29 protein-coding genes and 1 pseudogene are annotated in these 23348 nt (G+C 27.6%); 18 read left to right on the top strand and 12 right to left on the bottom strand.

The genetic code is table 11. From position 1 onward, the window contains the following. On the top strand, positions 1-2265 hold a 2265-nt coding region (flcA, locus tag T324_RS17335), incomplete at its 5' end, for a periplasmic flagellar collar protein FlcA (RefSeq protein WP_038375260.1). Between the two features lie 48 nt (positions 2266-2313). Here flcA and T324_RS0112110 read toward each other — a convergent pair. Further along, the gene (locus T324_RS0112110; RefSeq protein WP_028330492.1) at positions 2314-3054 is read right to left on the bottom strand and encodes a DNA methyltransferase; all 741 of its coding nucleotides are present in this window, start codon (positions 3052-3054) and stop codon (positions 2314-2316) included. A gap of 491 nt (positions 3055-3545) precedes the next feature. Here T324_RS0112110 and T324_RS18595 point away from each other — a divergent pair, with 491 nt between their 5' ends. From T324_RS18595 to T324_RS18800, 12 genes are all read left to right on the top strand, one after another. Further along, positions 3546-4139 (top strand): hypothetical protein, encoded by a 594-nt coding sequence (locus tag T324_RS18595; RefSeq protein ID WP_245580708.1) that lies wholly within the window; start codon positions 3546-3548, stop codon positions 4137-4139. Positions 4140-4430: 291 nt separating this feature from the next. Then, positions 4431-5282: an AAA family ATPase gene (locus T324_RS0112095; RefSeq protein WP_028330491.1), complete on the top strand. Its 852-nt coding sequence runs from the start codon at positions 4431-4433 to the stop codon at positions 5280-5282. A 58-nt stretch (positions 5283-5340) separates the two neighbouring features. After that, positions 5341-5604, top strand: coding sequence for a hypothetical protein (locus T324_RS0112090; protein ID WP_028330490.1), 264 nt, complete (start codon positions 5341-5343; stop codon positions 5602-5604). A gap of 12 nt (positions 5605-5616) precedes the next feature. Next, on the top strand, positions 5617-5895 hold the full coding sequence (locus T324_RS0112085) for a hypothetical protein (RefSeq protein ID WP_028330489.1): 279 nt from the start codon (positions 5617-5619) through the stop codon (positions 5893-5895). 72 nt (positions 5896-5967) lie between these two features. Then, positions 5968-6237: an HNH endonuclease signature motif containing protein gene (locus T324_RS0112080; RefSeq protein ID WP_028330488.1), complete on the top strand. Its 270-nt coding sequence runs from the start codon at positions 5968-5970 to the stop codon at positions 6235-6237. Positions 6238-6251: 14 nt separating this feature from the next. After that, entirely contained in the window at positions 6252-6479 is a 228-nt protein-coding gene (locus T324_RS0112075; protein WP_028330487.1) for a hypothetical protein, read from the top strand. An 82-nt stretch (positions 6480-6561) separates the two neighbouring features. Further along, on the top strand, positions 6562-7773 hold the full coding sequence (locus T324_RS18590; protein WP_028330486.1) for a hypothetical protein: 1212 nt from the start codon (positions 6562-6564) through the stop codon (positions 7771-7773). A gap of 12 nt (positions 7774-7785) precedes the next feature. After that, entirely contained in the window at positions 7786-7977 is a 192-nt protein-coding gene (locus T324_RS0112065; RefSeq protein ID WP_028330485.1) for a hypothetical protein, read from the top strand. 4 nt (positions 7978-7981) lie between these two features. Further along, positions 7982-8185: a hypothetical protein gene (locus tag T324_RS0112060; protein ID WP_028330484.1), complete on the top strand. Its 204-nt coding sequence runs from the start codon at positions 7982-7984 to the stop codon at positions 8183-8185. 3 nt (positions 8186-8188) lie between these two features. After that, a complete protein-coding gene (locus tag T324_RS0112055) occupies positions 8189-8419 on the top strand; it encodes a hypothetical protein (protein ID WP_028330483.1) in 231 nt (76 codons plus the stop codon). A gap of 125 nt (positions 8420-8544) precedes the next feature. Next, entirely contained in the window at positions 8545-9531 is a 987-nt protein-coding gene (locus tag T324_RS0112050) for a tyrosine-type recombinase/integrase (protein ID WP_028330482.1), read from the top strand. Beyond that, positions 9531-9659, top strand: a complete 129-nt coding sequence (locus tag T324_RS18800; RefSeq protein ID WP_281171818.1) for a hypothetical protein — start codon at positions 9531-9533, stop codon at positions 9657-9659. Before T324_RS0112050 ends, T324_RS18800 begins: the two co-directional genes overlap by 1 nt. 35 nt (positions 9660-9694) lie before the next feature. Here T324_RS18800 and T324_RS0112040 read toward each other — a convergent pair whose 3' ends face one another. The 6 genes from T324_RS0112040 to T324_RS18145 all read right to left on the bottom strand — a co-directional run bounded on the left by T324_RS0112040 (position 9695) and on the right by T324_RS18145 (position 13335). Further along, positions 9695-10510: a hypothetical protein gene (locus T324_RS0112040; RefSeq protein WP_028330481.1), complete on the bottom strand. Its 816-nt coding sequence runs from the start codon at positions 10508-10510 to the stop codon at positions 9695-9697. After that, positions 10507-11409, bottom strand: a complete 903-nt coding sequence (locus T324_RS18295; protein WP_028330480.1) for a DUF488 domain-containing protein — start codon at positions 11407-11409, stop codon at positions 10507-10509. Before T324_RS18295 ends, T324_RS0112040 begins: the two co-directional genes overlap by 4 nt. 180 nt (positions 11410-11589) lie before the next feature. Continuing rightward, positions 11590-11796: a hypothetical protein gene (locus T324_RS0112030; protein ID WP_028330479.1), complete on the bottom strand. Its 207-nt coding sequence runs from the start codon at positions 11794-11796 to the stop codon at positions 11590-11592. 255 nt (positions 11797-12051) lie between these two features. Then, complete coding sequence (locus T324_RS0112020) at positions 12052-12327, bottom strand: hypothetical protein (RefSeq protein ID WP_028330478.1); 276 nt, start codon at positions 12325-12327, stop codon at positions 12052-12054. Positions 12328-12417: 90 nt separating this feature from the next. Then, positions 12418-12651, bottom strand: coding sequence for a DUF6290 family protein (locus T324_RS0112010; protein WP_028330477.1), 234 nt, complete (start codon positions 12649-12651; stop codon positions 12418-12420). A 507-nt stretch (positions 12652-13158) separates the two neighbouring features. Beyond that, positions 13159-13335 carry a hypothetical protein gene (locus T324_RS18145; protein WP_169730115.1) on the bottom strand — a complete coding sequence of 59 codons (177 nt, stop codon included), beginning with the start codon at positions 13333-13335 and terminating at the stop codon, positions 13159-13161. Between the two features lie 244 nt (positions 13336-13579). Here T324_RS18145 and T324_RS17315 point away from each other — a divergent pair, with 244 nt between their 5' ends. Then, positions 13580-15181 carry a site-specific DNA-methyltransferase gene (locus T324_RS17315; RefSeq protein ID WP_051436848.1) on the top strand — a complete coding sequence of 534 codons (1602 nt, stop codon included), beginning with the start codon at positions 13580-13582 and terminating at the stop codon, positions 15179-15181. Between the two features lie 8 nt (positions 15182-15189). Further along, a complete protein-coding gene (locus tag T324_RS0111990; protein ID WP_028330476.1) occupies positions 15190-15393 on the top strand; it encodes a hypothetical protein in 204 nt (67 codons plus the stop codon). A 42-nt stretch (positions 15394-15435) separates the two neighbouring features. Here T324_RS0111990 and T324_RS0111985 read toward each other — a convergent pair whose 3' ends face one another. The 5 genes from T324_RS0111985 to T324_RS0111955 all read right to left on the bottom strand — a co-directional run bounded on the left by T324_RS0111985 (position 15436) and on the right by T324_RS0111955 (position 20178). Further along, positions 15436-15627: a DUF6290 family protein gene (locus tag T324_RS0111985; protein WP_051436847.1), complete on the bottom strand. Its 192-nt coding sequence runs from the start codon at positions 15625-15627 to the stop codon at positions 15436-15438. A gap of 451 nt (positions 15628-16078) precedes the next feature. Then, entirely contained in the window at positions 16079-17851 is a 1773-nt protein-coding gene (locus T324_RS0111970; protein ID WP_028330474.1) for a terminase TerL endonuclease subunit, read from the bottom strand. A 216-nt stretch (positions 17852-18067) separates the two neighbouring features. After that, on the bottom strand, positions 18068-18547 hold the full coding sequence (locus T324_RS0111965; protein ID WP_028330473.1) for a P27 family phage terminase small subunit: 480 nt from the start codon (positions 18545-18547) through the stop codon (positions 18068-18070). Positions 18548-18698: 151 nt separating this feature from the next. Next, a complete protein-coding gene (locus T324_RS0111960) occupies positions 18699-19229 on the bottom strand; it encodes a hypothetical protein (protein WP_028330472.1) in 531 nt (176 codons plus the stop codon). Further along, positions 19222-20178 carry a hypothetical protein gene (locus tag T324_RS0111955; protein ID WP_028330471.1) on the bottom strand — a complete coding sequence of 319 codons (957 nt, stop codon included), beginning with the start codon at positions 20176-20178 and terminating at the stop codon, positions 19222-19224. The genes T324_RS0111960 and T324_RS0111955 overlap by 8 nt, the downstream gene beginning before the upstream one ends. 207 nt (positions 20179-20385) lie before the next feature. Between T324_RS0111955 and T324_RS17310 the strand changes: the two are divergent. The 3 genes and pseudogenes from T324_RS17310 to T324_RS0111940 all read left to right on the top strand — a co-directional run. Then, positions 20386-21733, top strand: a pseudogene (locus tag T324_RS17310) (phage portal protein). Then, a complete protein-coding gene (locus T324_RS0111945) occupies positions 21717-22442 on the top strand; it encodes an HK97 family phage prohead protease (RefSeq protein ID WP_245580706.1) in 726 nt (241 codons plus the stop codon). Before T324_RS17310 ends, T324_RS0111945 begins: the two are co-directional and overlap by 17 nt. 102 nt (positions 22443-22544) lie before the next feature. Continuing rightward, positions 22545-23348 (top strand): phage major capsid protein (locus tag T324_RS0111940; RefSeq protein ID WP_028330469.1); only part of this gene is annotated, 804 nt, incomplete at its 3' end.

The following is a 23348-nucleotide window of genomic DNA, read 5'->3' as shown; positions in this document are numbered from 1 at the left end:
GATGATTTGAGCTTGGATAATTTAATTCCAGATGAAGAAGAGGATAAAGAGGAAACTCCAGCTGAGAGCAAATCTGAAGAGGAAGCTCCAAAAGAAGAAAATGTAGAAGATGATGTAGATTTAGATAATTTAACATTAGATGATATAGATGATACAACAAGTGATAATGAAATTCATGAAGACAGCAATGTAGATTTGGATGATATACATGATGATTTAGATTTACCGGATGAAATAGAAGATACTGTAAGTAATGTTCCTGCTGCTAACATAGTAGAAGGAGGTAATACTCTTCCAGCACCTGGATCATCTAGTAGTTTAAGTACTTCCAAATATGAGGATGTAGATAAAGATATAGATCATGACAAAGTTATAAATTCTATTAAATATCTGCCTCCAATTACACAATATCATGTTTTGGATGCTATACTTAATGAAAAAATAGATAGAGATTCTATGGAAACTTTGCTTAATGCATTGGAACGTGGTGAATCTAGTGAAAATATAGCAAATATCTTAAATAAAGAATTAGGCTTGAGTATAAGAGAAGATGATAGAAAGAATGTATTAGATCTTATACCTATACCTAGCTCATTAAAAGATTATGCTAAGATTATAAGAGTTGCTGCTGTATTTTTAGTATTATTTTTAGCTATAGTAGTATTCTCTTTCCAATTTATTTATAAACCTATAATGGCAAATAAATATTATAAGCAAGGATTGGTAAGTATATCAAACGGAGCTTATGATGAGGCAGAACGTAATTTTGCTCAAGGTGAAAGATTAAAACCTAAGCAAATAAAATGGTATAATAAATATGCAAGAGCTTATATAGCTAGAGAAACATTCCCTAATGCATTAAATAAGATACAGGGAGCTTTAGATATTAAGCCTAGAGATTTTGAAACTAGAATAACTTATGGTTTCTATCATAGAAAGAAAGGCGAGAAAGAATTATCAGAAGAAGATTATAAAGCAGGTGAAGAATTGTATAATGATATGTTGGTTTATTCTAAAAAGAAAAAAGAACAAAAGATCATATACGATGAACGCGGTGTTCTTATGATAAGTAGAGCTAAGAATTTACTTCAGCCGGAGTATTATGATATTGCCTATAATAATTATAGCGATATGATTAATTTCTTTGGTGATAATGTTATACCTAGAAAGAGAGCAATGCTTATAAGAATATATCAGGATAATTATCAGCATGTAAAAGCTCTTCAAAACCATATAGATTCTTTGAAAAGAGGATATATAGATGATGATGTTTACCCTAAATTGGCTAAATATCTTCTTGATAAGGAAGATTTTTATGGAGCTAGAACATTATTTGAGAAATTATTATCAACTTATCCTTCTAATTTGGAATCTATAGTAGGATATGCTGATTATGAGGCTAGATTAAAACATTATGACAGAGCTATGGAAATACTTACAACAGCTGCTTTGCCTTTATATAGTGAAGATCCTTTCTATAGAGGTAAAGAGTATGTATATAATATGTTAGGTCAAATATATTATAATTTAGGAGAGTATGGAAACGCTGTTAAAAACTTTAATGAAGCATTAACTATAAATAATGTATATCCTGATGCTAATTATAACTTGGGTAATGTTTATTTTTATCAGGATAAAGATTATGTAAAAGCTAAAGAACATTATCAAATGGCTTATGATAATCTTGCTCCTAATCTTAGAAGTGATCAATTGCTTTATAATTTATCATGGATATATTATTTAGATAATGAATATGATAGAGCTTTTGAAGGATTTAATGCTTTGTTCCAAAAAAATCCTAGCAATAGTGTAGTATCTTATGCTTTAGGAAATTCGCTTTTACATTTGGATAAAGCTAATTTGGCTAATGGATTCTATAGAAATGCTTTGAGTCAAGTTTTATCTAAACGTGATAAATTAGGCAGATTAGAAATGCGTACAGAAAGCGACTTTATATTGATTAGTTATTTAGCAAGCCTTTATAACAATATAGGTGTATCTTATGCTCATAATGCTACAGTAACAAACACTATTAAAAATGAGCAGGAGGCATTTAAATATTTTGTTTTGGCAAGCGAATATTTTGACCAAGTTAGAACTTCTAATATAGATTTAGAAAGAATGGAAAAAAGAACTGTAATGGTTGATAATCAAAATGTTGGTGCTGCTTCTTACAATATAATGGCTGTACAAGGAAATAGAAACTTAAAGGATGCTACAATTATAGATGATTATATACCTAAAGATATGTATTATGTAAGATAATAAATACAATATAATTTGGCTGGGTTTATAAATTAAACTCAGCCTTTTTTATAAATTTCTAAGATGAAGTTTTCCGTTATTATCAATAGTTCTGTTTCCTTTTTTGTACATTATAAAAAGATAATTAAAACCTCTTAAATAAAAATTATTTTCTATAGCAGCTATATGATAATTTCCTTTATTCAAATTTTTATTATGACGTACAACAGATACTATATCTATAGGCATAAAATATTTACTCATAATTTCAAATAGTTTAAATCCTATAGGCATAAATGGAAAACCTTTTTCATAAGAGTCTGAAACATATAAGGCCATATACCTATCTTTTTTCATTATTCTGAATATTTCATTGATAACTTTTTCCATAGCATCATAATATTCATTTTCTTTTGCAGTTAATTTTCCAATACAATTTTTTTCATCAGAATAGTTAATATGTGTACTGTAAGGCGGATCTATAAATACAAAATCAACTTTTTCATCTTCTATAGGAATTTTTCTAGCATCTGCTTTAAAAATATCTTTTCTTTGCAATGCTTTTGGATTAATATCATATCCTAAAGCACGTCTGTTTAATTCGCGAGCTACATCAATAGTAGTGCCGCTTCCAGCCATAGGATCAACTACTAAATCTTTTTCTTTAGTATATCTATTAAGCAAATTCCATATAATATACGAAGGTGTTGCTCCTATATAATTTTTATGTTTTTCTTCTTCGCTTTTTAAATATTGCTGGGAAGGATAGTTCCATAATGTTGTTGTTTGTAATTCTAATTTCTTTTTCATATACATTCACTTATATTATCAAATTTTTGTTTATAATATATATTATAAATATATATTGGCAAGTACTTATATAGATTAAATACCCTATTATCGTATATATTGTATATTTTAACTGCTTTTCAAAGATTATTGAAAGCGGTACGAGTTTCAAAAATTCCACTAATCGACATAATAAAAAATCCAGCATGCGTTAATCGCATACTGGATTTTAAGCAAAATCAATTTTTCAAAATATCGAAAATCATAAATAAAAAGTTTGGTTACAGCTTTTATAATAAAAAACAGAGTCTATTTTATCAATTAGCATTCCTGCTAAAAAATATCAAAAACAAATGCAGTAAAAATTTATTTAAATCATTCGGGCAGTTCTTTGCTTTAATAATTTTTATCACTGCAGAAGGAGGAATATTTTTTAAAAAATATAATCACGGAGGCGGTTTAATGTTAGTACGAAAATTGACTTATAAAAATATATTAGGCGGTATAGAATAATGGCAGAGTTAGAAAAGTTTTCGGCACTTTACGGAAAAATAGATTATCCTGCAGATCTGTTGGCAATACCTTTTGAAATTATGGAATACAGAAGCAGATTAGGATTATCATTAAGCGAGTTTGAGTTTATATGCTGGATATTTCATTTAACAAACAAAAATATACAAGATATAAAAGACAAATATATAACTAATAAAAAAACTAATTTTACAAGACAAAGAAAAAGTTTAAAAGCAAAAGGCTATTTAAAAATAAAAATAGCTACAGAGTATAAAGACAAAAAAATTATTAGACACGGATTAGTATATGACTTTACTAATTTGAAAAATAAAATTGAGGAGCTGAAAGAAGAAGATAAAAAACTTCAGAATCTCGAAGCTCCTGTTACTGTGATATATGATGAGCCTAGTTTGTTTAATGAAGATGTGGACGAAAATCCAGTATATCCTGCAAAACTTTTAACAGATGACAAAGAGATAAAAGAGCTTCAGTTTCAAAATGAGTTTTTAGAAAAGTTTAAAAAATTGTATGAAGAATTATTGCTTGAAAAATTAGATTATTCAGTAAGAGCAAGATATAAAAAGAGTTATTAAATATTTTCAAAAATAGAATAAATAACAATATTGATGATATTTTAGAAACTGTAAAAACAAGATTTTTAAAATTAAAAAAATCAAACTCATTAGGAAGTCAGCCGTCTTTAAAACTTCAGGATTTAACAAAGTATGCTCTATTAGAAACACAGGAAGAAAAACAAAATAATACAAACGAAGAAAATAAAACTCAAAGCGAAGAAACTCAGGAAACAAAAAAATACACAATACCAAGTGGAATTGATAAACTGAATTATTTATTAAAAATTATAGAAGAAGGAGGAAACCTAGATGATGCGTATTCACAAATTGCAAATTGCGGATAGCAGTTATTGTCTGCAAAGCTATAAAAAATATTTGGAAGAATTGAAATCAAAAGCAAGGGACGGAAAAGATCCAAAGTGTACTAAATGCGACGAATATGGATTTTTAAAAGTTTCAGATGATTTAAAGTTTTCTGGAAGATCCTATAACTTGCCAACTTTATGTGATTGTGTCAGCGATGAAAAAAGTAAAATATCAGAAAAGATAGAAAGAATTGATAACCTTATCAAAACATATAATGTATTGTTTGGCACATTAGATAATGAAATGACTTTAGATATTTTTGCAAAAAGATTCAATCAAACTGATTTAATTGATTCTATAAAAAAATATTTGAATGTAGGAAGTACAATGTCATTATATTTTAGAGGTAAAAGCGGAACAGGCAAAACTACAATGCTTAAAATGTTATGGCAAATATATTCTATCAATAATATAAAAGTGATGTATATGAGAGCAAGCCATTTTGAAGATTTACATAAAAACTTATTTAATCAAAATGCTAAAGATAAAGACATAAAAGCTACTATTGATAGAAAAATAGATAATGCCAAAAATGCAGATATTATTATGATAGATGATATTGATAGCGTTGGCTTTCATTACGCTATCGATGGATACTATAAAATATTTGATAATATAAGAAGCGGAGAAAAAACAGTTATTCTCACATCAAATAAAAGTTATGATGATTTATTAAAAGGTTTGAATAAAAAAACTGATGCTGAATATATCAAAGGAAGACTTACAAGCAGACTTATAAATTTAAAAGTAGTAGATATAGAAATGCTGAAGTCTAAAGAATTAATAACTACTTAAATAGTCAAAATATTATTTTGACTATTAATATAAGATTTTATTAAAAGAGGAAGTTTATATGCTTAAAATATTAACAGATGATAGTTTATTTCTTATTGAAAAACCTATCCGCATATATAAAGATAAGTTTGATCATAATCAATTAGTAATAAAAAGCTATCATTTAATAATTGAAGATGATAAAAAAAATAAAATGCTTATTTTATCTTCAGATTGTTTAGATACTATTGATAGAGCATATGAAGAACTTTGTAATAAAATCATCTATAGAGATAATAACATAAAAACAGATTTATTTTTTAATTTTACAAATTATAAATAAAGGAGATAAAAAATGACATTTTTAGAAGAATTACATCAGCATTATATTAATACAAAAATAGTTATTTTAAAAGTTATATTAAATCAAATAGCTGAACAATATCCTGCATTAAAAGATTCTATGAAGATTAGAAAAAACAAATTAGAAATCAATAATGATTTATGTAAATGCTATATAGATTTAGAAAATGCAGAATTTAAAATATGTATAAATGGACAGCCTCCGTACAGCTATGAAGATTTAGAATCAGTGTTAATTGATATAGAAGATGAGATAGCTAGGAATGAATAATGCTATGTTTATAAGTTGTCAACAATGTTGATAACTTGTAAATAAGATGTTCAAAAGTGAAGAGTATTTATAATGCGAAGTAATGAAAAAGCATATAAAAGATACAAAAGTAAAAAATGGCGTGCTTTGAGAGAAAGTTTTTTAAATAAAAATCCGCTTTGTAAAAACTTTCCTGAGTGCCATAACTTTGCTGAACATGTGGACCATATAAAAAGAATAGAAAGTGAAGATGATCTATTGTTTTATGATGAGAGCAACTTGCAGGCTTTATGCAAAAGATGCCATTCCAGAAAAACAGCAAAAGAAGATGGAGCTTTCGGAAATAAGAAAAAAGATTATTAATAGGATATGATTATATGAAAATAGATAATCAAAAACAATATATACATATAGAACGAGATAATAAAGAAGAACGTATTATTATTGATGCTAAAAATATTAGCAGCGAAGATGCTATTTATTTGTTAACTGAGTTTATATGCTTTGTAACAAATCAAGAAAATGTACCTGCTGATGGTTTTGTGGATATTATAAAAGAGGCAGTAATATTGAAAACAGAATTAGAAACTAAAAAGGAGGAGTGAGCCGAGCTGCCGATCCTGTTTACAGGCTTGGGAATTAGAAAGCGACCAAGTAGGTAGCTATAGCTAGGCGAACATAGTAACAATGAGAGAAGTAAACTTTATAGAAGATAAAGGCCGTTTTGGCATAACTTTTATGTCTGATGATAAAGCAGAAGCTAACACTGTAATGAATGCTATACAAAGATTTATATCAAAAAATAGTAATATAAATAATTTAGATGTTAACTCTATTAGGGAAAAAATTTATAGGGAAAATATTGATAGTTTACTTGATAGTATAGAAAAAATAAAAAAAAGAAGAGATTTATCAGAACTTACTTATTATGAATTAGAATACATAGCATTAATGGAAAAAGAGATTGTTGTTATGAAAGAAAAGTTATCTATGGATAAATATACTGAAACAGCACAACCTATTTTAAATAAAATGCTTGAAACATTCACAATGGAGGATTTGGATAAATTAAAAGAAACTACACTTCTTGATGAAAAATACATAGAAGAAGAAATTCAAAAACGTTTAGATAACAAATCTTATTCCCAAGACTATTCAAGAAATCCTCTGGATGGACCTAGTAAAGGTGTATATTTTAATTTATATCCAGATGATAGATTAATTGAGTTGTATAATAATGAGGAGTTAGAGCAAGGGTATAAAGATTATATAAAAAAAGAATTAAATAGAAGAGGTATTTTTGATTTAAGTATGACTAAATCAAAAAAGAAAAGCAGTAACAATACTAAAAATGTAGAAAAATCAAACACAATAATAGAAAATATAAAAGAGCATGAACTTAATAAGAAAATAGAAACTATCAAAAATGGAAGAGATATGACACAGCTTTCTGATGAAGAATTAGAAAAAATATCTTTATTAGAAAGTGAATTAGCTTCTATATGTAAATATTCAGAAACGGCAAAACATATTTTACAAGGTAGAAAGTTTAATCGTAGCCGTGAACTTGAAAATAAAATAACACAAGGAAGAAGGTTATCAGAACTCACTCTTGAAGAATTGAAAGAATTAGAAAAAGTAACAATGCTTGATAATTATAAAGAAGATATACAAAAAGAAATTAATAAAAGAGAAAATAAATCTTTTGAAGAAACATTAGAAGATGATAATGGAATAATATCTTTCGGTGAAGATGATTCAAATTATAGAATAGATGAGGAGTGTGAAGAAGATCCATTAACAGCAGATGAAAATCATATTAATAAATGGGACTTTGATGCAGACGGCGATAAAGTGGATAGCGAAGGCAATAAAATGCTTTTTGCTGATGAGGAGTAAATGAGGTATAAAATGATTTGCGATATTTGTAATAAAGATGTTAATGATGAAATAATTCATGGAAAAATCAATATAATATACATAGATAAAGACGGCATGGAAAAAGAGAAAGAAAAAGATGCATCAATATGTATAGAATGTCTGGTAAATTTATCAAAACATATAGGTATTCCAATAACTATTGATTTTGAAGATGAGGAGTAATTTTATGATTAAAGGTGTTTTTATTCAAAAATATTTAATTAATATAAACTGTATATCAAACATTTATTTTGATGAAAATAAAAAGACTATAAAAATATTTACTTTAGACAGCGGATTGCCTACTGCAATAGAATGTGAAACTAAAGATGAATATAATAAATATTATAATATTCTAATATCATTATTTGATTTAGTAAAAGAGATATAAAAGATGATTAAAGCTGTCATTAATTATAATGATGTAAATGATGAGTTTAGAAGAATGAATGATATTTTAGGTGTACTAAAATATCAATATAAAAATATTAAGGTTAGTTATAAAAAAGTAAGAAAGAAAAATGAACTGTTTGTAACTATCAATAATGAAAGATTAGACTGCAATCATTGTTTAGAGTTTTATATGCAGGCAGTAGAAAATATATTGAATAAGGTTATAAAATGATGGTTTATCAAATATTGCTGCTTTGCTTTGTGATATAGTAGTAAAATTAAATTAGAAGTTATAAAAGTTTATATTCTTTTCTATAGATAAAGGCTTTTGTCTTTAATTTATGGAAAGGTATAAACATGGCTTATAAAAACAATAATAAATTAATATTACAAAATAATAATATAATAACTCACCAAAGGTGTGCCTACGGCAAAGAGCAGGCTGCGATTTTAGTAAAGCAAGCTAACTACTTAAATATACTTGACTATATGAAAGAAGAGCAGCTTATTAAACAGATAGATTATGAAACAGAGAAAGAAAACTTTTTTAAGCAATGTTCAAAAACAAAAAGCAATCATACAAAAAGACAGTATAAAAACGGACTTAATAAACTAGAGGAATACTGTAAAATGAATAATAAAAATATTTTATTTATTAAAGCAAGAGAAGCTGATGATTTTATAACAGAAGTCAATTCTAGTGAGCTTTCTAATTTAAGTGTACGTGCACTAGTTTCTTCCTGTTCTTCTTTCTTTTCATTTTTAGAAAGAAGATATCCATTTATGAAAAATCCTTTTCGAGGGACAAAAACTCGTCCGCCTGTTAAAAATAAAAAACGTTTAGAAGTACCAACTAAAAAAGAAATTGAATTAATAATTAAAGATATATCAGATCCGCTTATAAAAGTGGCCATCATTTTTATAATGGAATGCGGTGTGCGTGTTGGTGCTTTACCTAAACTAGAAATAAGAAATAACCCCACAGGGGAACGTTCGTTCAAATATTATTCATATTCAAAAGGCAAGGAAATAAGCTGGAAAGTTACTGACAAAGTTATTAAATTATTGGCTAAAGCCCGCAGAGCGAAACAGAATAATCTCTCTTTTAATAATCCTTTCAAAAATAAAAGTTCTGAAGTGATAAGAAACATTTTTTATAGGAGTTCAAAGCGTTTATATGAAAAAGGCAAAATAAAAGCTGCTTACTCTATACATGATATAAGGCATTATTTTGCTGTTACTCTATACAAACAAACCAAAGACATAGAACTTATTAGACAAGCATTAAATCATAGCAGTATAGCTATAACAGGAATATACTTAAAAAGTTTGGAGGTAGAATAATGAAAAAAAGATTAATAGTTTGCAGATTCAAATATGAAGAATATAAACTGCTAAAAAGATTAGCTAAAGAAAATAATATGAGCGTACGTAAGTATATAAAAAAACTTATTTTAGAATATAGTAAATAAACTGTTGCGATAATTACTGTTATCGTAATACTTTATTATAAATCTAAAAAATATTGTTCTTCTTTGTTAGGATAGAAAACTCCTATTATAATAAATGGATTTTTAGATTTATAATGAAATTCTTTAGTAGTACCTAAAAATAAATATATATCCTTATTTTTTGCTATATCTAAATATTTATTTTTTACTAAATCACAAGCTATTTTTTCATCATTATGAGATTTTAAACAATTCCAAAATAATGCCCCTATTTCCCAATCTTCAATATAAAGTTTACTTTCAAGTCCATTAATGTCTTTAAATTTATAATAAAATCTATACGGTAATTTATCTACCAATGTAAAAAAACTATCATGGCTAAATAAATTATATTGACTATATATAGCATCTATTTTATTTTTATCCCATTCTTTTTCTTTTTCTTCTTCAATTAAAAAATCTATTATTTCTGTAGGTTTAAATATAGCTAAAGATACACATTCATTTCCTTTTTTCCTAGAACAGTCTATTAAAAGTTTTAAATCCCTATATAGATTGCTATTTTTTTTAAATATAATTTCTTTTCTTTCTTTCCAATTATTATTTGTTGTAACCTTATCCAACATAGTTATAGTTTCAATATTCAATAAATGATAACTCTCTGATCTGAAATCAGATTTATTTTTTTCTATATCCATTTCAACCCACTGATATTTTATATATTTTAATTCATTTTCTAATTTTCTAAATGGTATAGGATATACCCTTATAAAGTTTCCATCTTCTGTAAATCCAGCAGTACAAACTAGTTCTCCATAACTATATGATATTGTTGGATAAGTTTTTACTGTAATAAATACTTTTTTTCTCAAAGGTCTTTTACTCCATACTCCAATATATTCCAACTATCTAAATTAGTTATAGCATCCCTTACAATACTTCTGTGACATTGGATTGGTAAAGCTTCAAAACATGTCAATGCTATCCTCTTATGTTTTAAAAATTTATTAAATATATATACTACATGTTTAAAATTGTTTATTAATGTTGTATTTTTGTAATCATTAAAAAGCTCATCATAGTCTTTTTGATTTTTTAATTCCTCTCTTTTTTCAGATTCTATTCCCAATTCTGGTATATGTTCATATTCTATATTAATATTATTTAACCATTTTTTCAGTGTATATTTTGAAAAACCATATTTCATACTAACAGCATTTTTTCTAACATCAATAACTAGTTTTATATTATTTTTAATTAGTTTATTTATATATTCTTCTAATGTTATCCCTTCATAACCAATTGTAAATAACATATAATTATTTTTACTAAAAATAGTATTTTTTAAATTAGATATCTCTTTTTGAGATAAATATCTATCTATTATTTCACTATTTAAAGAATAAAAAGGATAATTTTTATATATAAATGATAATAATTCATTAGTATCTTTATTTCCATGAATCTTATAGATTTTTCTTATTATATCCATATCTTCTCTTTTTAGTTGTTTAGCATATAAAATATCATCTGTTTTACTAATAAATGTATCGTCTCTAACTATATTATTCTTTTTTAAAAACTCTATATCTGAATAAGATTGTATTGAAAAACATCCATATTTATATGGTATAAAATGATAATAGGATTTCCTAGTATTTTGTAATTGTTCTTGAGATATTAAAAACAAAAATTTTTGAAAATCCGTTTTATTTAATTTATTTCCAAATTCTTCTAATAAAGATAGTATAATCTTCCTTCTATAAATCATATAAAATAACTTCTTTTTTAATTTATTAATTAGCTTATTAAAATAAAACTATTTAAACAATATACTGTTTTATAAAAAAATCAATATCTTAATGTAAAATAATACAGTGTTATATAGTGTTGCGATAATATAAATTATCGCAACACTAATTCTACTGCCGCAAAGGCTCACGCAGTGGCTTTACTTATTCATATATTCTTTATGTATCATAGCTATATACTGACTAGCTGATAAATTAAGTTCGGTAGCCTTTTCTACTATGCTTTCCCATATATCATCATGCATAGTTATATTATGTCTATTCATTTTACCTTTGTTAATATCTCTGACAGGTCTTCCAGCACCCTCTCTTTTACCGCCTCTATTTTCTGTTACTTTTTTTTTCATAACTTATTCCTTGATTTATATTGACTTATTATTATATATATATATAATAATAGTTATATGGAAGCTACGGCTGGAGCTTGTCGGAGCCCCAACCGCTTTCTACTGCTTATTAATAGCTTATTTTCTTATGCTATTAACTAATGATATAATTGCGGCTAACAAGTATATCACTGCAGTTATGAAAGTTATAGCTTCCATATCTATATCCTCCTTTCGTTGAATATATACATATTATATACGCATTTAATCAAAAAGTCAATAGTAATTTAATAAAAAAATAATTTTTTTTATAAAATCTTCTTCTTTTTTATTTGCTAAATCTTTTATTACACTATTCATTCTATATTCTTTTTTATATCTGCAATTTTGAGATATCAAGAAATTTATATAAGTTTCAAATACATCTATATTATGTCTAAAGCCCAATACTATATTAGTGTTATTTATACAGAAATAATATCTATTTATAATAAAGCCTTCTACATTATTTTTTTTATTTTCTTTTGACTCTATTTCTTCATAAGAAATCATATTTTAATTCTGCATTATGAGATAGAGATCCTAATAATTCTGCAGAATATACTTTTAATGTAACTTCTCTATTAGACATATAATACTTCTTTATTTAAAATTTAATTTTTCCAAAGCACATTTTCTAGCATATTGTCCTATGCTCATTCCTTCTTTTTTTGCTGCTTCTTCAAGCATTTTATTTTCTTCTTCATTTAATCTGAATGATACTCTATAACTAGACTTTTTATCCTTATCATCTTTCTTTTTTCTGCCAGCACCTTCACGAGCACCACCTGTATTTGGTCTAGCTCCGCCTCTATTATCTTTCTTTTTTACTTCCATTATTTATTCCTATTATTTAATTTTACTATAATAATTACCAAACATATAATTGTTATTATACTTAAAATTGTATTAATAATTTGAAGGTTCATACTTGACACTCCATATATATATTATATAATAACCGTATGGGAAGTGACGGTTGAGTGTTACCACCCAACCGCTTTGGTTAGTTATAAATTAGATTATTTAATCTGCTTTATAACCACAACTAAAGTTATAATTGCCGTCGTAAGCTCTATAACCTTAGTAACCAAAGTAATCACTTCGTCCATGCGGTTCCTCCTTTTTCATTAGGATTAATTATATTATATCATTTGATGAAAAAATGTCAACAATTTTTCTACAAAAAATAATAATTTATTTTAATTTTTTTCTTATGCAAATTATAACTGATTTATATTTGCTTGGTGGGGGTGGGTAAAATCTCTACAGGCTTTCAATCGGTGCAACGAGTGGGGAGTCTTTTATACATGGCGATAATTTTTTTATTAGGGGGTATCAATGTCATTTTTCTAATTCTTTAATTTTATTTTCTAATTCTAATACTCTTTTATTTAATTTCTGTATTTCGCTGCCTTTTTCTTCGTATTCTTTTTTGGCTTTTGCAACACAAGCCTGCACGAAACCTCCAAACGTGGTATTAGAATAATTGAAAGGATCTGCTTTAGTATTTTTTACCATTGTAACAAAACAGTTATAAAATTAACTTTATCGTATCATTAAATAATAAAATAAAAAACAGTATATTATTATATAATTGAAATTTGTTTGAAACTTTATTATTATATAATAAAATATAAGGGGATTATTTTATGCCTGCAGACCAGACCAGACCAGACCAGACCAGACCAGACCAGACCAGACCAGACCAGACCAGAAAAATAATTATGTAAATAAGCTTTTTTACGGCGATAATCTTGATGTAATGAATGAAAAAATCCCTAACAATTCCATAGATTTAATATATTTAGACCCTCCTTTTAATTCTAATAGAAATTATAATATGATATATACAACTAATACAGGTCAGCCAGTACCAGAAGGAGCTATAGCATTCTGCGATGCTTGGGAACTTACAGAAGATAAACTTGATGAGGTTCAGGAATTTGCAAATGAACTTGAAACAGAAGATGATAATAAAGATTTTGCAGATTTTTGGAATGCTTGGGTAAAAGCATTAAAATATCAAAATCCTAAAATATTAGCCTACTTAGTCTTTATGGCAAGAAGATTAAGAGTGATGCGTTATAAATTAAAAGATACAGGTTCATTATTTCTGCACTGTGATCAAACTGCAAGCCATTATATAAAAATAATTTTAGACGGCATATTCGGACATAAAAATTTCAGAAATGAGATAATATGGCAAAGAACCAAAAACCCAAAAGGATCTCAATTTAAAGAAAAGAAATTAGGTATTTGCACCGATCATATATTTTGGTATTCAAAAACAGACAGTTATAAATTTGATTTATCTAATATCAAGATACCATTAACCGAAGAAGAAATAAAAGAAAAATATCATCAAATTGATGATATTGGAAGATATTATCAAGGTCCAATAGAATGCAGTCCTTCAATGGGTGATAGACCTAATTTATGTTATGAATATAAAGGATATAGAAATAAATATTCAAGCGGGTGGAGAATGACTAAAGACAAATTAATTGCATTAGATAATGCAGGAAATTTGGGTTGGTCTTCTAATGGAAGACCTTTTAGAAAATTAAGACCAGAAGATGATAAAGGACACCCATTATATAATTTATGGATTGATATTAATAGATTATATAAATCTAAAGAAAAATTGGGATATCCAACACAAAAACCTATTCCTTTATTAGAAAGAATTATTAAAATGTGTACAGATGACGGCGACATTGTAATGGATCCTTTTTGCGGATGCGGGACAACATTAATTGCTGCACATGGTATTAAAAGGAAATGGATTGGTATAGATATTTGTATGTTATCCACATCTTTAGTAGAAAAAAGGTTAATAGATGAATATGGAACTGCTACATTAAGAAAAGGTATTGATTATATTGTAGACGGAATACCTGTAACTATGGAGCAGGTAAGAGAATTAATACATAAAGAAGATACTAGCCGAAATGAAGGTCGTTATCAATTTCAGTATTGGGCTATAGAAAGAGTAAAAGGTTTTGCATCTACTAAAAAAAGCGGAGACGGCGGTATTGACGGTTCTATATATTTCTATAAAGATGATAAAAAAACATTAGGAAAAATGATTATTTCTGTAAAAAGCAGCAAAACTGTAACAGTCAGTATGATTAGAGATTTAATAGGCACTATGGAAAATAACAAAGCAGATATGGCAGGCTTTATTTGTTATGCTAAACCTACGCAAGATATGTTAAATGAAGCAAGAAAAGCAGGTTATTTTAAATTGCAATATAATATGTTTAATACAGAATATCCTAAAGTACAAATATTAACAGTCGAAGAAATATTAAATAACAAAGATTTTGAACTTCCATTTACAAGATTATTGAAAAAAAGTTAAAAATATATATGTTTAAAGTATGTACTTCAAAAACTGTGTTTAAATCAATTAAGCAGCTCAATAATTATTTAATTCTTCAAAGTAAAGATACTTTAATAAAAATATTATCCGATTTATATAAATTAGATGAAGACTGCAGCATAAAAAATTATGATACTGAAAAACTTATTAATTTTATATTAGATTATTTCAAAAACAATTATGATTTATAAAAAGCCGATACCATAAAAACATTATGACATCGGCTTGTATTTTTATTTTGTGCTTTCTATTTTTTCTAATACAGCTTGTCTTATATATTCAGCAACACTGATATTATTTTTATTTGCTTTTTCTTTTATTAATAATTGTTCTTCTTCGCTTACCCGCATATATAATTTTATATCAAGCCTATTTTCTGTAATTTTTTTTCTTCCTGAACCTTCTCTGTATCCGCCTTTAGGCATATTTTTACCCTCATTTTTTAACAATATTCAAAACAATTACAGTAATTAGAAGAACACAAGTAATAATATTTAGTATAAATACAGCAGTACTCATTGTTTTTTATCCTCTCTTTTATTTTTGCCCAACATTTGAATTACAACGATTAAAAAAAGCAGGCTTCTTAAAAGTTCAAGCCAAGTATTTAAATTTTCTATATTCATCTTGACAGCTCCTTTATTTTTGATTATAATATTACTTATAGAAGCCACGGCTGGAGTTTTAGCAACCCCAACCGCGTTTTTAACAGCTAATAATCTTATTTCTGATTATTAATTAATGTTATAATAGCGGCAACTAAATATAACATCGCTGTTAGAAACTCTAAGGCTTCCATAAGAAACTCCTTTAATTAGGATAAACATATTATATCATAACTATTGATTTTTGTCAATAGTTTTTCATAAAAATATATTATAAACTAAATACACCTTCACTTTCATAAATACTTTTTGTATCTTCAAAATGATTTTTAATCACTCTATGAAGAGCCATAATAGAAGCTACAACGCCATCAATTCTTTTATATGATCTTCTTCTGTCAGGTTTAGTAGGAAGATAATTATCCCTGCCGTCTGTTTTTGTTTCGCAGCAGCTTATCATCCAATTAAGAACGGCATTATTACCATGTAAAAGTTTACGTTCATCTATAGTTTTTTCAAATAAAGAAGTACCTTCAGATAAACCTCCGACTGCAAAAGATTGTCTTATCTCAGTCATCTTGAAGCCTTCATTTTTCAAATGAGTAACTATTTCAATAGCTTTCCAAGGGTCATAAGCTATTTCTATAATTTCAAAGTCTTTGGCATCTTGCAATATTGAAGATTCTATAACATCAAAATCTATTATATCACCGCTTGTTAAAGTAATTAAACCTTGCGAAGCCCATAATTCATAAGGTACTCTGTCTTCTTTAGAACGCTGTCTTATATTCTCTTTAGGCATAAAGAAGCGAGGCAAAAGTATATAAGGACCATTATCAACGTAATCAAAACATAAAACGTAAGCGGCTATATCTCTTGTCGTTGCTAAATCCAAACCGATGCATGCTTTCCTGCCTTTTAATTCATTTATATTTATATTTTGGTGTGAATAAGATTTAAGCCATCTGTCAGAAGATATCCAAACCTCGCTTGCCTGTGTCCATACGTTCAAGTTTTTTGTAAGTATATCAGTTCGCTGAATAGGTTTATCCAGTCCTTCCAAAAGCCTAGATTTTAGGTAACTATCTTTTACAGAAACATTTATATTAGGATTAGCTTGAAAAATAATTTTATTTATTAATTCTTCCTGTTTTGAAACATCTTCTTTTTTTGTTAGTTTTTCTTTATATTCGGACATAAATACCCAAATATCATTTATATCATCAGGCTCATATATTATGGTAAAATATTCATCATTATTTAATGAACCTTGTAATACTTGCTTTGCATATTCATATTCAGAAAAACATACTGAAGATTTATCAAATCCAGCGGTTGTAATTATAAATATAAGAGGCTGCCTTCTAGCTCCCATACCTGACTCAAGAACATTTAATAATTCATTATCAGGATGTGCATGATATTCATCTACTATAACTAAATGCGGATTTAATCCGTCTTCAGTATTGCTGTCCTGTCCTAGCGGTTTTGATTTTGAGGCAGTATCTTTTTTCTTTGTTATTGTAGAAGTTTGTTTATATGTAATAGCTTCTTTATTAAGAGCTTTTGCTTTTCTTATCTGCCTTTCGCTTTCACTCCACGCGATTTTCGCTTGATCTTTTTTAGTAGCTATATAATATATTTCTACTCCAGCCTCTGCAGGACTGTCGCAGAAAAAACAATAATTACCAATGCCAGATGCAAAAGTAGTTTTTCCATTTTTCCTGCTCACTTGAACGTATGCTTTTTTGTAACGTCTGAGTTTATTTTCCTTTCTCCTCCATCCAAATATGCTTGCTATTATAAATTGTTCCCAAGATTCTAATATAATATTATGATTTGCCCATTCTCCTTTTGTATGTACTAAAGATTGTATAAACATAATAGGACGTTTAGCTTCGTTATCATCAAAATAAAAAGGATAATCATTATTTTTTGATTTTTCTATATCGTCCAAATGCCTTTTTACAGATAAAAAAGCAGCTTGGCATACAGGCAGTTCTTTATTTATAACCTTATTAATATATTCTTCATAGGTATACATATTATTACTATCATTCACCGAATAGGTGCCTACTCGGCAAACCTGCCTATGATTAGATTTATACGTTATATAAATCTGGCAGGTTTTCATTCCTTATATATTTAACCATTTATCATTTTTTCAAGCGGATCATCCTCTTTATTTATATATAAAAAGTTTTTCGCTTATATATTTCTGTAAACTAAAGTTTACAGAAGCTCAAAACTTTTTATTAATTTATTCATTAAGCATTTTAGAAAGTGTATCCTCATCTTCTATAGTGTCAGGTGCAGGAACTTTCTTTTTAGAAGCAGGAGTTAAACCGAACTCAGTAAGCATTTTAGTATATGCTGTTATAGCTTTATGATATGCTAAATATTCTCCCATAGTTTGAGAGTTTTTACCTGCCAAATAACCTGCTATAGAACCGCCTTCATTAATCATAGCTTCATAAAGATCCATAGCATCACCGTAATGCAGGCATAAAAGTTCAAATGCTGATAAATCAGCATCTCCAAGCATATTTTTTTCAGTAAAAATAGGAGCAAGTTCCTCCCATTTTTTTAGAGAATACCCACTAAAATATTCTGGTGCCATAGGCATGCTTTTAGCAGGATTTGGTATTATAACGGCTTTTTTCGGCTTATTCACCGCAGGTGTGCCGACGAAGTCCGCCTTATTGGCGTTGGCAGGGGCTTTTTTAGCTTTATCAGGCATTTATACTCCTAACAGTATATTTTAGTTAAAAATCTACATTAATAATAAATAATATAATATTTTATAACTAGACGAATGTACGCCTGTGGCGTAGAAAAAAAATAATTCAGGAGCTTTTTCGCCGTCTGGTAAGGAAAGTTTTTATTGTAAATTATTTCTTGAAATTATTGATAAAACTTAATAATATATTTTCAAATTCATTTATTTTATATAATGATTTTTTAGATTTTGTAAGTTTATAAGAAGCATTGGCTCCTTTTTCCATACTAACTAAATTACCTGCATTACCAGTTAAAATATCAGACTTAGACCATATATTAAAATATAAATTATTTGGAGAAACACCTAAACAAATTATAGCTTCATATTTTCTATGATATCTTATATGGTTAAATTGAAAATTAAAATTTGTATCTTCAGTTGCAGTTTTTATCTCGAAATCAATATTTTCTATTTCTATGTCATAAGCATTTTTATCTCTTGCATCTGTAGATTTTTTAGAAAGTTTAGAATTTATATTTAATTTATTACATAATTCATGAATAAAATCCTGACCGACACTTCCTACACCTGTATTAGAAAGCGTTTTTATTTTTTTAAATTCGGCATTATCCCATTTAGAATGATTATGATATTTTTCTAAAATATGTAAAAATAATTCACTATAAATACTATCAGGCATTAACAATTCCCCTATCTATTAAGGCTTTTTCTATATGATACATACTTATATGTCTGCAATTATGAGTTGCCAAATTACTGTAATCATTCCAATTTATACTGTTTAATATATTTTCAACTTTCCTTTTAGATTTTTTTATTATAATACCATATCCGCATACATATTTAACTTCTGAAAAATCTTTTACTAATTTAGGCTGCTGTGTATAATATGTTCTTTGAAGAAAAAAATCAGCATTATTCATTTTTTCTATTCCGCAAGTTCTTTCTTTTCTAGTATCAACAGTAAATATATCTACCCAATCATCACAAGACTTCTTTTCTTCTAAATCACTATCCCCTTTTTTCCATATTTGCCATAAAGCATTTACAGTAATTTTTTTATTATCTAATCTATAAAAACTATCATTTGGAAGTATTTCAGAATGTACTAACTTCATATTGTTTACTCTATTTTTTGGAGAACCTTTACCATCGCTTTGAAAAGACATAGGCAATATAAAACCTATATAATCAGCATATTGTGCTGCTGAGTTCATAAAAGCCAAAGCAAGCCAAGCCCTGTAACCAAATGGGGGATTTCCTATAAATATATACTTTTTATTTAAATCATCAGGCGACCATAATAAAAAATCTTGTTCCAATATACCATCAGATAAAGGCATTAAATCTAATCCTATTTTATTTTTTGAATCTAATAAGTTAAAGAAAGCTCCATTACCAGCTGAAGGCTCAACAAAAGTATAATTTGATATATCTATTTTTTCTTTGTCTAAAAAAGATAATAGATTATTGTAGCAATATTCAGCAGTATCTTCTTTTGTAAAAAATTGCTCCAAATCTATTTCTTCTGGATTTATCCATTTAGGAAATATTTTATTTTTAATCCATATTTTATTTCTTTTGGCAATAATATTATTTTTTTTCTCTTCAAAATCTTTATATAACATCAGATTTTTATCCTCTACATATACATATCGACATATATTATATTCTATCTTAAAAAGATAAAAAATCAATAATAAAAAACTGTAAAAAATACAGTGTATAAAAATATTATGGCAAGTAAGAATAAATATATGCACAGCGGGGCTTCAAGTTCTTGTAATAAAATAATAATATAAAACTTATATTTCCTTATATTTTTTTATATATATATGCCTATTATAAAAAATATAAGGAATTATATAAAAAAGTGGCTGTTTCCTGATTTTAGTCATGACACCTGTCCGCCTTGGGCGATTGACAGCAGTAATCTTTTGTCTATTCAAAATGATAAAACTTTATCAGCAGTCAATCCTAATACAGCTTTAACATTCTCGACAGTATTTGCATGCGTGAGAGTTATAGCTGAAACAATAGCGACTTTGCCTCTTTTTGTATATAAAATAAATGGGAATAATAAAATAAAAGCTAAAAACCATTGTTTATATAGATTATTACATGACTCACCTAATGAAGAATGCACATCAGTATCATTTATAGAAAGCCTAATAACTCAAATACTTTTGCAGGGCAATGGTTTTGTAGAAGTAGTAAGAGACAATTTTAATAGAGTAACAGAACTTTATTTAATAGATTCTAATAAAATTAAAGTATATAGAGATTCAAACGGAAATAAAATGTTTGAATATTATGATGACGGAAAAATAATCACTTTATCTCCATTACAAGTTATGCATATAGCAGGGCTTGGATGGAACGGAGTAATAGGATACAGTCCGATAGCTATGATGCGTAAGCAAATAACTACAGGACTTTATCAGGATAATTTCGCATTAGATTTCTTTTCTAATGGTGTTAAAAAAGTTCCAATAATTACACATCCAAATCAATTAAGCAAAGAAGCTAAACAAAATCTCAAAGAAAGTTTCAGAGAAGCTTGGGAAAAAGGCATCGTTGTCCTTGAAGAAGGAATGAAAATAGACCCTATAACAATGAACTTGTCAGATGCTCAATTTTTAGAAAGCAGAAGATTTTCGGTAGAAGAAATATGCCGAGTGTTCCGTGTACCTCCTCATCTAATCGGCGATTTAAGCAGAAGTACAAATAATAATATAGAACATCAAAGTATAGAGTTTGTAACGCACACCATAAGGCCGTGGTGCGTTCGTATAGAAAAAGCATTAAACGGATATTTATTAAGCGAATTAGAAAGAAAAAAATATAATATAGAGTTTAATTTAGACGGACTTTTGAGAGGCGATACTCTTACAAGACAGCAAGCAAATCAAATTAAATAATGGTGTTCTAACTAGAAATGAATGGCGGATACTGGAAAACCTTAACGAAGTAGAAGATGAATACGGAGATGACTATTTCTGCAGTCAGCAAATAAGACCAATAAAAAGTGTTTATGCCGAAGGCACGCACCAAAAGGTGCCTACTCGGCAAAGCGTCGGTGAAGAAACTAAAAAAACTGAAGACAATCAAAACTTTAATATAAATAATAATGATGAAAATAAAAAATTAGAAGAGGAAAATAAAAATGCCAGTGAAGAATAATAAAATGAGCCGACGCTCTAGGCATAATTTATTATGTCTAGAGATTAGAAGCGGCACCGAAGGTGGACACAGTCGCGAATATAGCAATAATGAAATTAGAAGTATAGATATTGATATTCAAAAAAGCACAGAAGAAGAACCTCTTAAATTAAGAGGCTATGCTATTGTATATAATTCTTTAAGTGAACCTCTCTATGGAGATTTATTTAGGGAGCGTATAAACAGAGGTGCTTTCACTAAATCATTATTAGAAAATGATCAGGTATGTTTATGGGGACATGACACAAGATATGTTCTAGGCAGAAAAAGTTCTGGCACATTAATTTTAAGAGAAGATGAAAAAGGATTGTATTTTGAAGTTTCTCTGCCAAATACTACTTGGGCAAGAGATTTGAAAGAAAGCGTGGATAGAGGCGATATAAAGCAGATGTCTTTCGGATTCAAAGTAATGAGAGATAATTGGATTGATGATAAAGAAACATTAAAAGAATATGGAATGCCTATACGTGAAGTAGAAGAAATCACTTTGCATGAAATATCATTAGTAACATTTCCAGCATATCCTCAAACTAATGTTAGAAATAAAAATGAGTATGAATATATTCCGAAACCGCCTGCTAAACCTATGCCTATAGTAAATGATGATTTTGATTATAGAAATAAAGAATATGAACAAAAAATAAAATATCTAAAAATAAAAAATAAATAATAAGAACGACAGCCGCAGATTGTTTATTGCAAAGTTCACAAAGCAATAAACAATCTAATTTACAGCGGTTGGAGTGATAACAATAATAAGGAGTATAAAATTATGACACCAGAAGAATTAAGAGCTTTAATAGAAAAACTAAAAAATGAAAATAATTTATCTTTAACAAGCATTGATGAACTTATGCAGAAAAGAAATGCATATTCTTCTATGAGTATAGAAGAGAGAGAAATTAAAAAAGATGATATATCAAAATTGGATAATGATATAGATACTTTAATGCAGGTTGTAGAAAATAGAAATAAAGAGATAGAAAGATGCGATAGGCTTCTATCACTTCAAACTAATTCTTCTATGAATAAAAGAAATATAGCTGATAATTTAGATAATGCATCTGCTGATGATAATGAATCTGAATTAAGATCTAAAGTAGATATATGGTTTAGAACAGGCAATTATAAAGAGATACGAGAAACACTTCAAGCAGGAGTAGCTGGGGGAGGCGGATATACTATCGCCCCTCAGTATCTTGTAAAACAAATTATAAAAGATCTTGATGATGCAGTACAAATAAGAAAAAGAGCGAATATAATTCCTGCTATGAACGGATATGCTAGCATAGGAATACCAACTTTAGACAGCGACTTAAATGCTCTTGATTGGACAGCAGAAATAGCAGAGGTTAAAGAAGATACTAGCATGTCTTTCGGCAAAAGAGAAATGAAAGCAAATCAATTAACTAAATTAGTAAAAATTAGTAAGAGATTAATAAAGCAGAGCAATATAGATATTCAGGGTTTGGTACAGCAGAGAATATCATATAAATTATCTGCTACATTAGAACATAATTATTTATACGGCAATGGCACAGATAAGCCTTTGGGAATATTTGCACAAACTTCAGAT

The sequence above is a fragment of the Brachyspira alvinipulli ATCC 51933 genome (assembly GCF_000518245.1).
Lineage (GTDB): Bacteria > Spirochaetota > Brachyspiria > Brachyspirales > Brachyspiraceae > Brachyspira > Brachyspira alvinipulli.
Note: the sequence above shows the minus strand (reverse complement) of the source record. Positions and strands in the feature narration are given on the sequence as shown.

Bases quoted from the DNA above. Each gene is read 5' to 3' on its own strand.
- T324_RS0112030 (WP_028330479.1), bottom strand. From the start codon at position 11,796: ATGAAAAAAAAAGTAACAGAAAATAGAGGCGGTAAAAGAGAGGGTGCT.
- T324_RS0112010 (WP_028330477.1), bottom strand. From the start codon at position 12,651: ATGGAAGTAAAAAAGAAAGATAATAGAGGCGGAGCTAGACCAAATACA.
- T324_RS0111990 (WP_028330476.1), top strand. From the start codon at position 15,190: ATGTTTAAAGTATGTACTTCAAAAACTGTGTTTAAATCAATTAAGCAG.
- T324_RS0112060 (WP_028330484.1), top strand. From the start codon at position 7,982: ATGATTAAAGGTGTTTTTATTCAAAAATATTTAATTAATATAAACTGT.
- T324_RS18145 (WP_169730115.1), bottom strand. From the start codon at position 13,335: ATGGTAAAAAATACTAAAGCAGATCCTTTCAATTATTCTAATACCACG.
- T324_RS0112080 (WP_028330488.1), top strand. From the start codon at position 5,968: ATGCGAAGTAATGAAAAAGCATATAAAAGATACAAAAGTAAAAAATGG.
- T324_RS0112075 (WP_028330487.1), top strand. From the start codon at position 6,252: ATGAAAATAGATAATCAAAAACAATATATACATATAGAACGAGATAAT.
- T324_RS0112055 (WP_028330483.1), top strand. From the start codon at position 8,189: ATGATTAAAGCTGTCATTAATTATAATGATGTAAATGATGAGTTTAGA.
- T324_RS0112065 (WP_028330485.1), top strand. From the start codon at position 7,786: ATGATTTGCGATATTTGTAATAAAGATGTTAATGATGAAATAATTCAT.
- T324_RS0112095 (WP_028330491.1), top strand. From the start codon at position 4,431: ATGATGCGTATTCACAAATTGCAAATTGCGGATAGCAGTTATTGTCTG.
- T324_RS18295 (WP_028330480.1), bottom strand. From the start codon at position 11,409: ATGATTTATAGAAGGAAGATTATACTATCTTTATTAGAAGAATTTGGA.
- T324_RS0111970 (WP_028330474.1), bottom strand. From the start codon at position 17,851: ATGTATACCTATGAAGAATATATTAATAAGGTTATAAATAAAGAACTG.
- T324_RS0111955 (WP_028330471.1), bottom strand. From the start codon at position 20,178: ATGTTATATAAAGATTTTGAAGAGAAAAAAAATAATATTATTGCCAAA.
- T324_RS0111985 (WP_051436847.1), bottom strand. From the start codon at position 15,627: ATGCCTAAAGGCGGATACAGAGAAGGTTCAGGAAGAAAAAAAATTACA.
- T324_RS0112085 (WP_028330489.1), top strand. From the start codon at position 5,617: ATGACATTTTTAGAAGAATTACATCAGCATTATATTAATACAAAAATA.
- T324_RS0112020 (WP_028330478.1), bottom strand. From the start codon at position 12,327: ATGATTTCTTATGAAGAAATAGAGTCAAAAGAAAATAAAAAAAATAAT.
- T324_RS18595 (WP_245580708.1), top strand. From the start codon at position 3,546: ATGGCAGAGTTAGAAAAGTTTTCGGCACTTTACGGAAAAATAGATTAT.
- T324_RS18590 (WP_028330486.1), top strand. From the start codon at position 6,562: ATGAGAGAAGTAAACTTTATAGAAGATAAAGGCCGTTTTGGCATAACT.
- T324_RS0112050 (WP_028330482.1), top strand. From the start codon at position 8,545: ATGGCTTATAAAAACAATAATAAATTAATATTACAAAATAATAATATA.
- T324_RS0111945 (WP_245580706.1), top strand. From the start codon at position 21,717: ATGCCAGTGAAGAATAATAAAATGAGCCGACGCTCTAGGCATAATTTA.
- T324_RS17315 (WP_051436848.1), top strand. From the start codon at position 13,580: ATGAATGAAAAAATCCCTAACAATTCCATAGATTTAATATATTTAGAC.
- T324_RS0111965 (WP_028330473.1), bottom strand. From the start codon at position 18,547: ATGCCTGATAAAGCTAAAAAAGCCCCTGCCAACGCCAATAAGGCGGAC.
- T324_RS0112110 (WP_028330492.1), bottom strand. From the start codon at position 3,054: ATGAAAAAGAAATTAGAATTACAAACAACAACATTATGGAACTATCCT.
- T324_RS0111960 (WP_028330472.1), bottom strand. From the start codon at position 19,229: ATGCCTGATAGTATTTATAGTGAATTATTTTTACATATTTTAGAAAAA.
- T324_RS0112090 (WP_028330490.1), top strand. From the start codon at position 5,341: ATGCTTAAAATATTAACAGATGATAGTTTATTTCTTATTGAAAAACCT.
- T324_RS18800 (WP_281171818.1), top strand. From the start codon at position 9,531: ATGAAAAAAAGATTAATAGTTTGCAGATTCAAATATGAAGAATATAAA.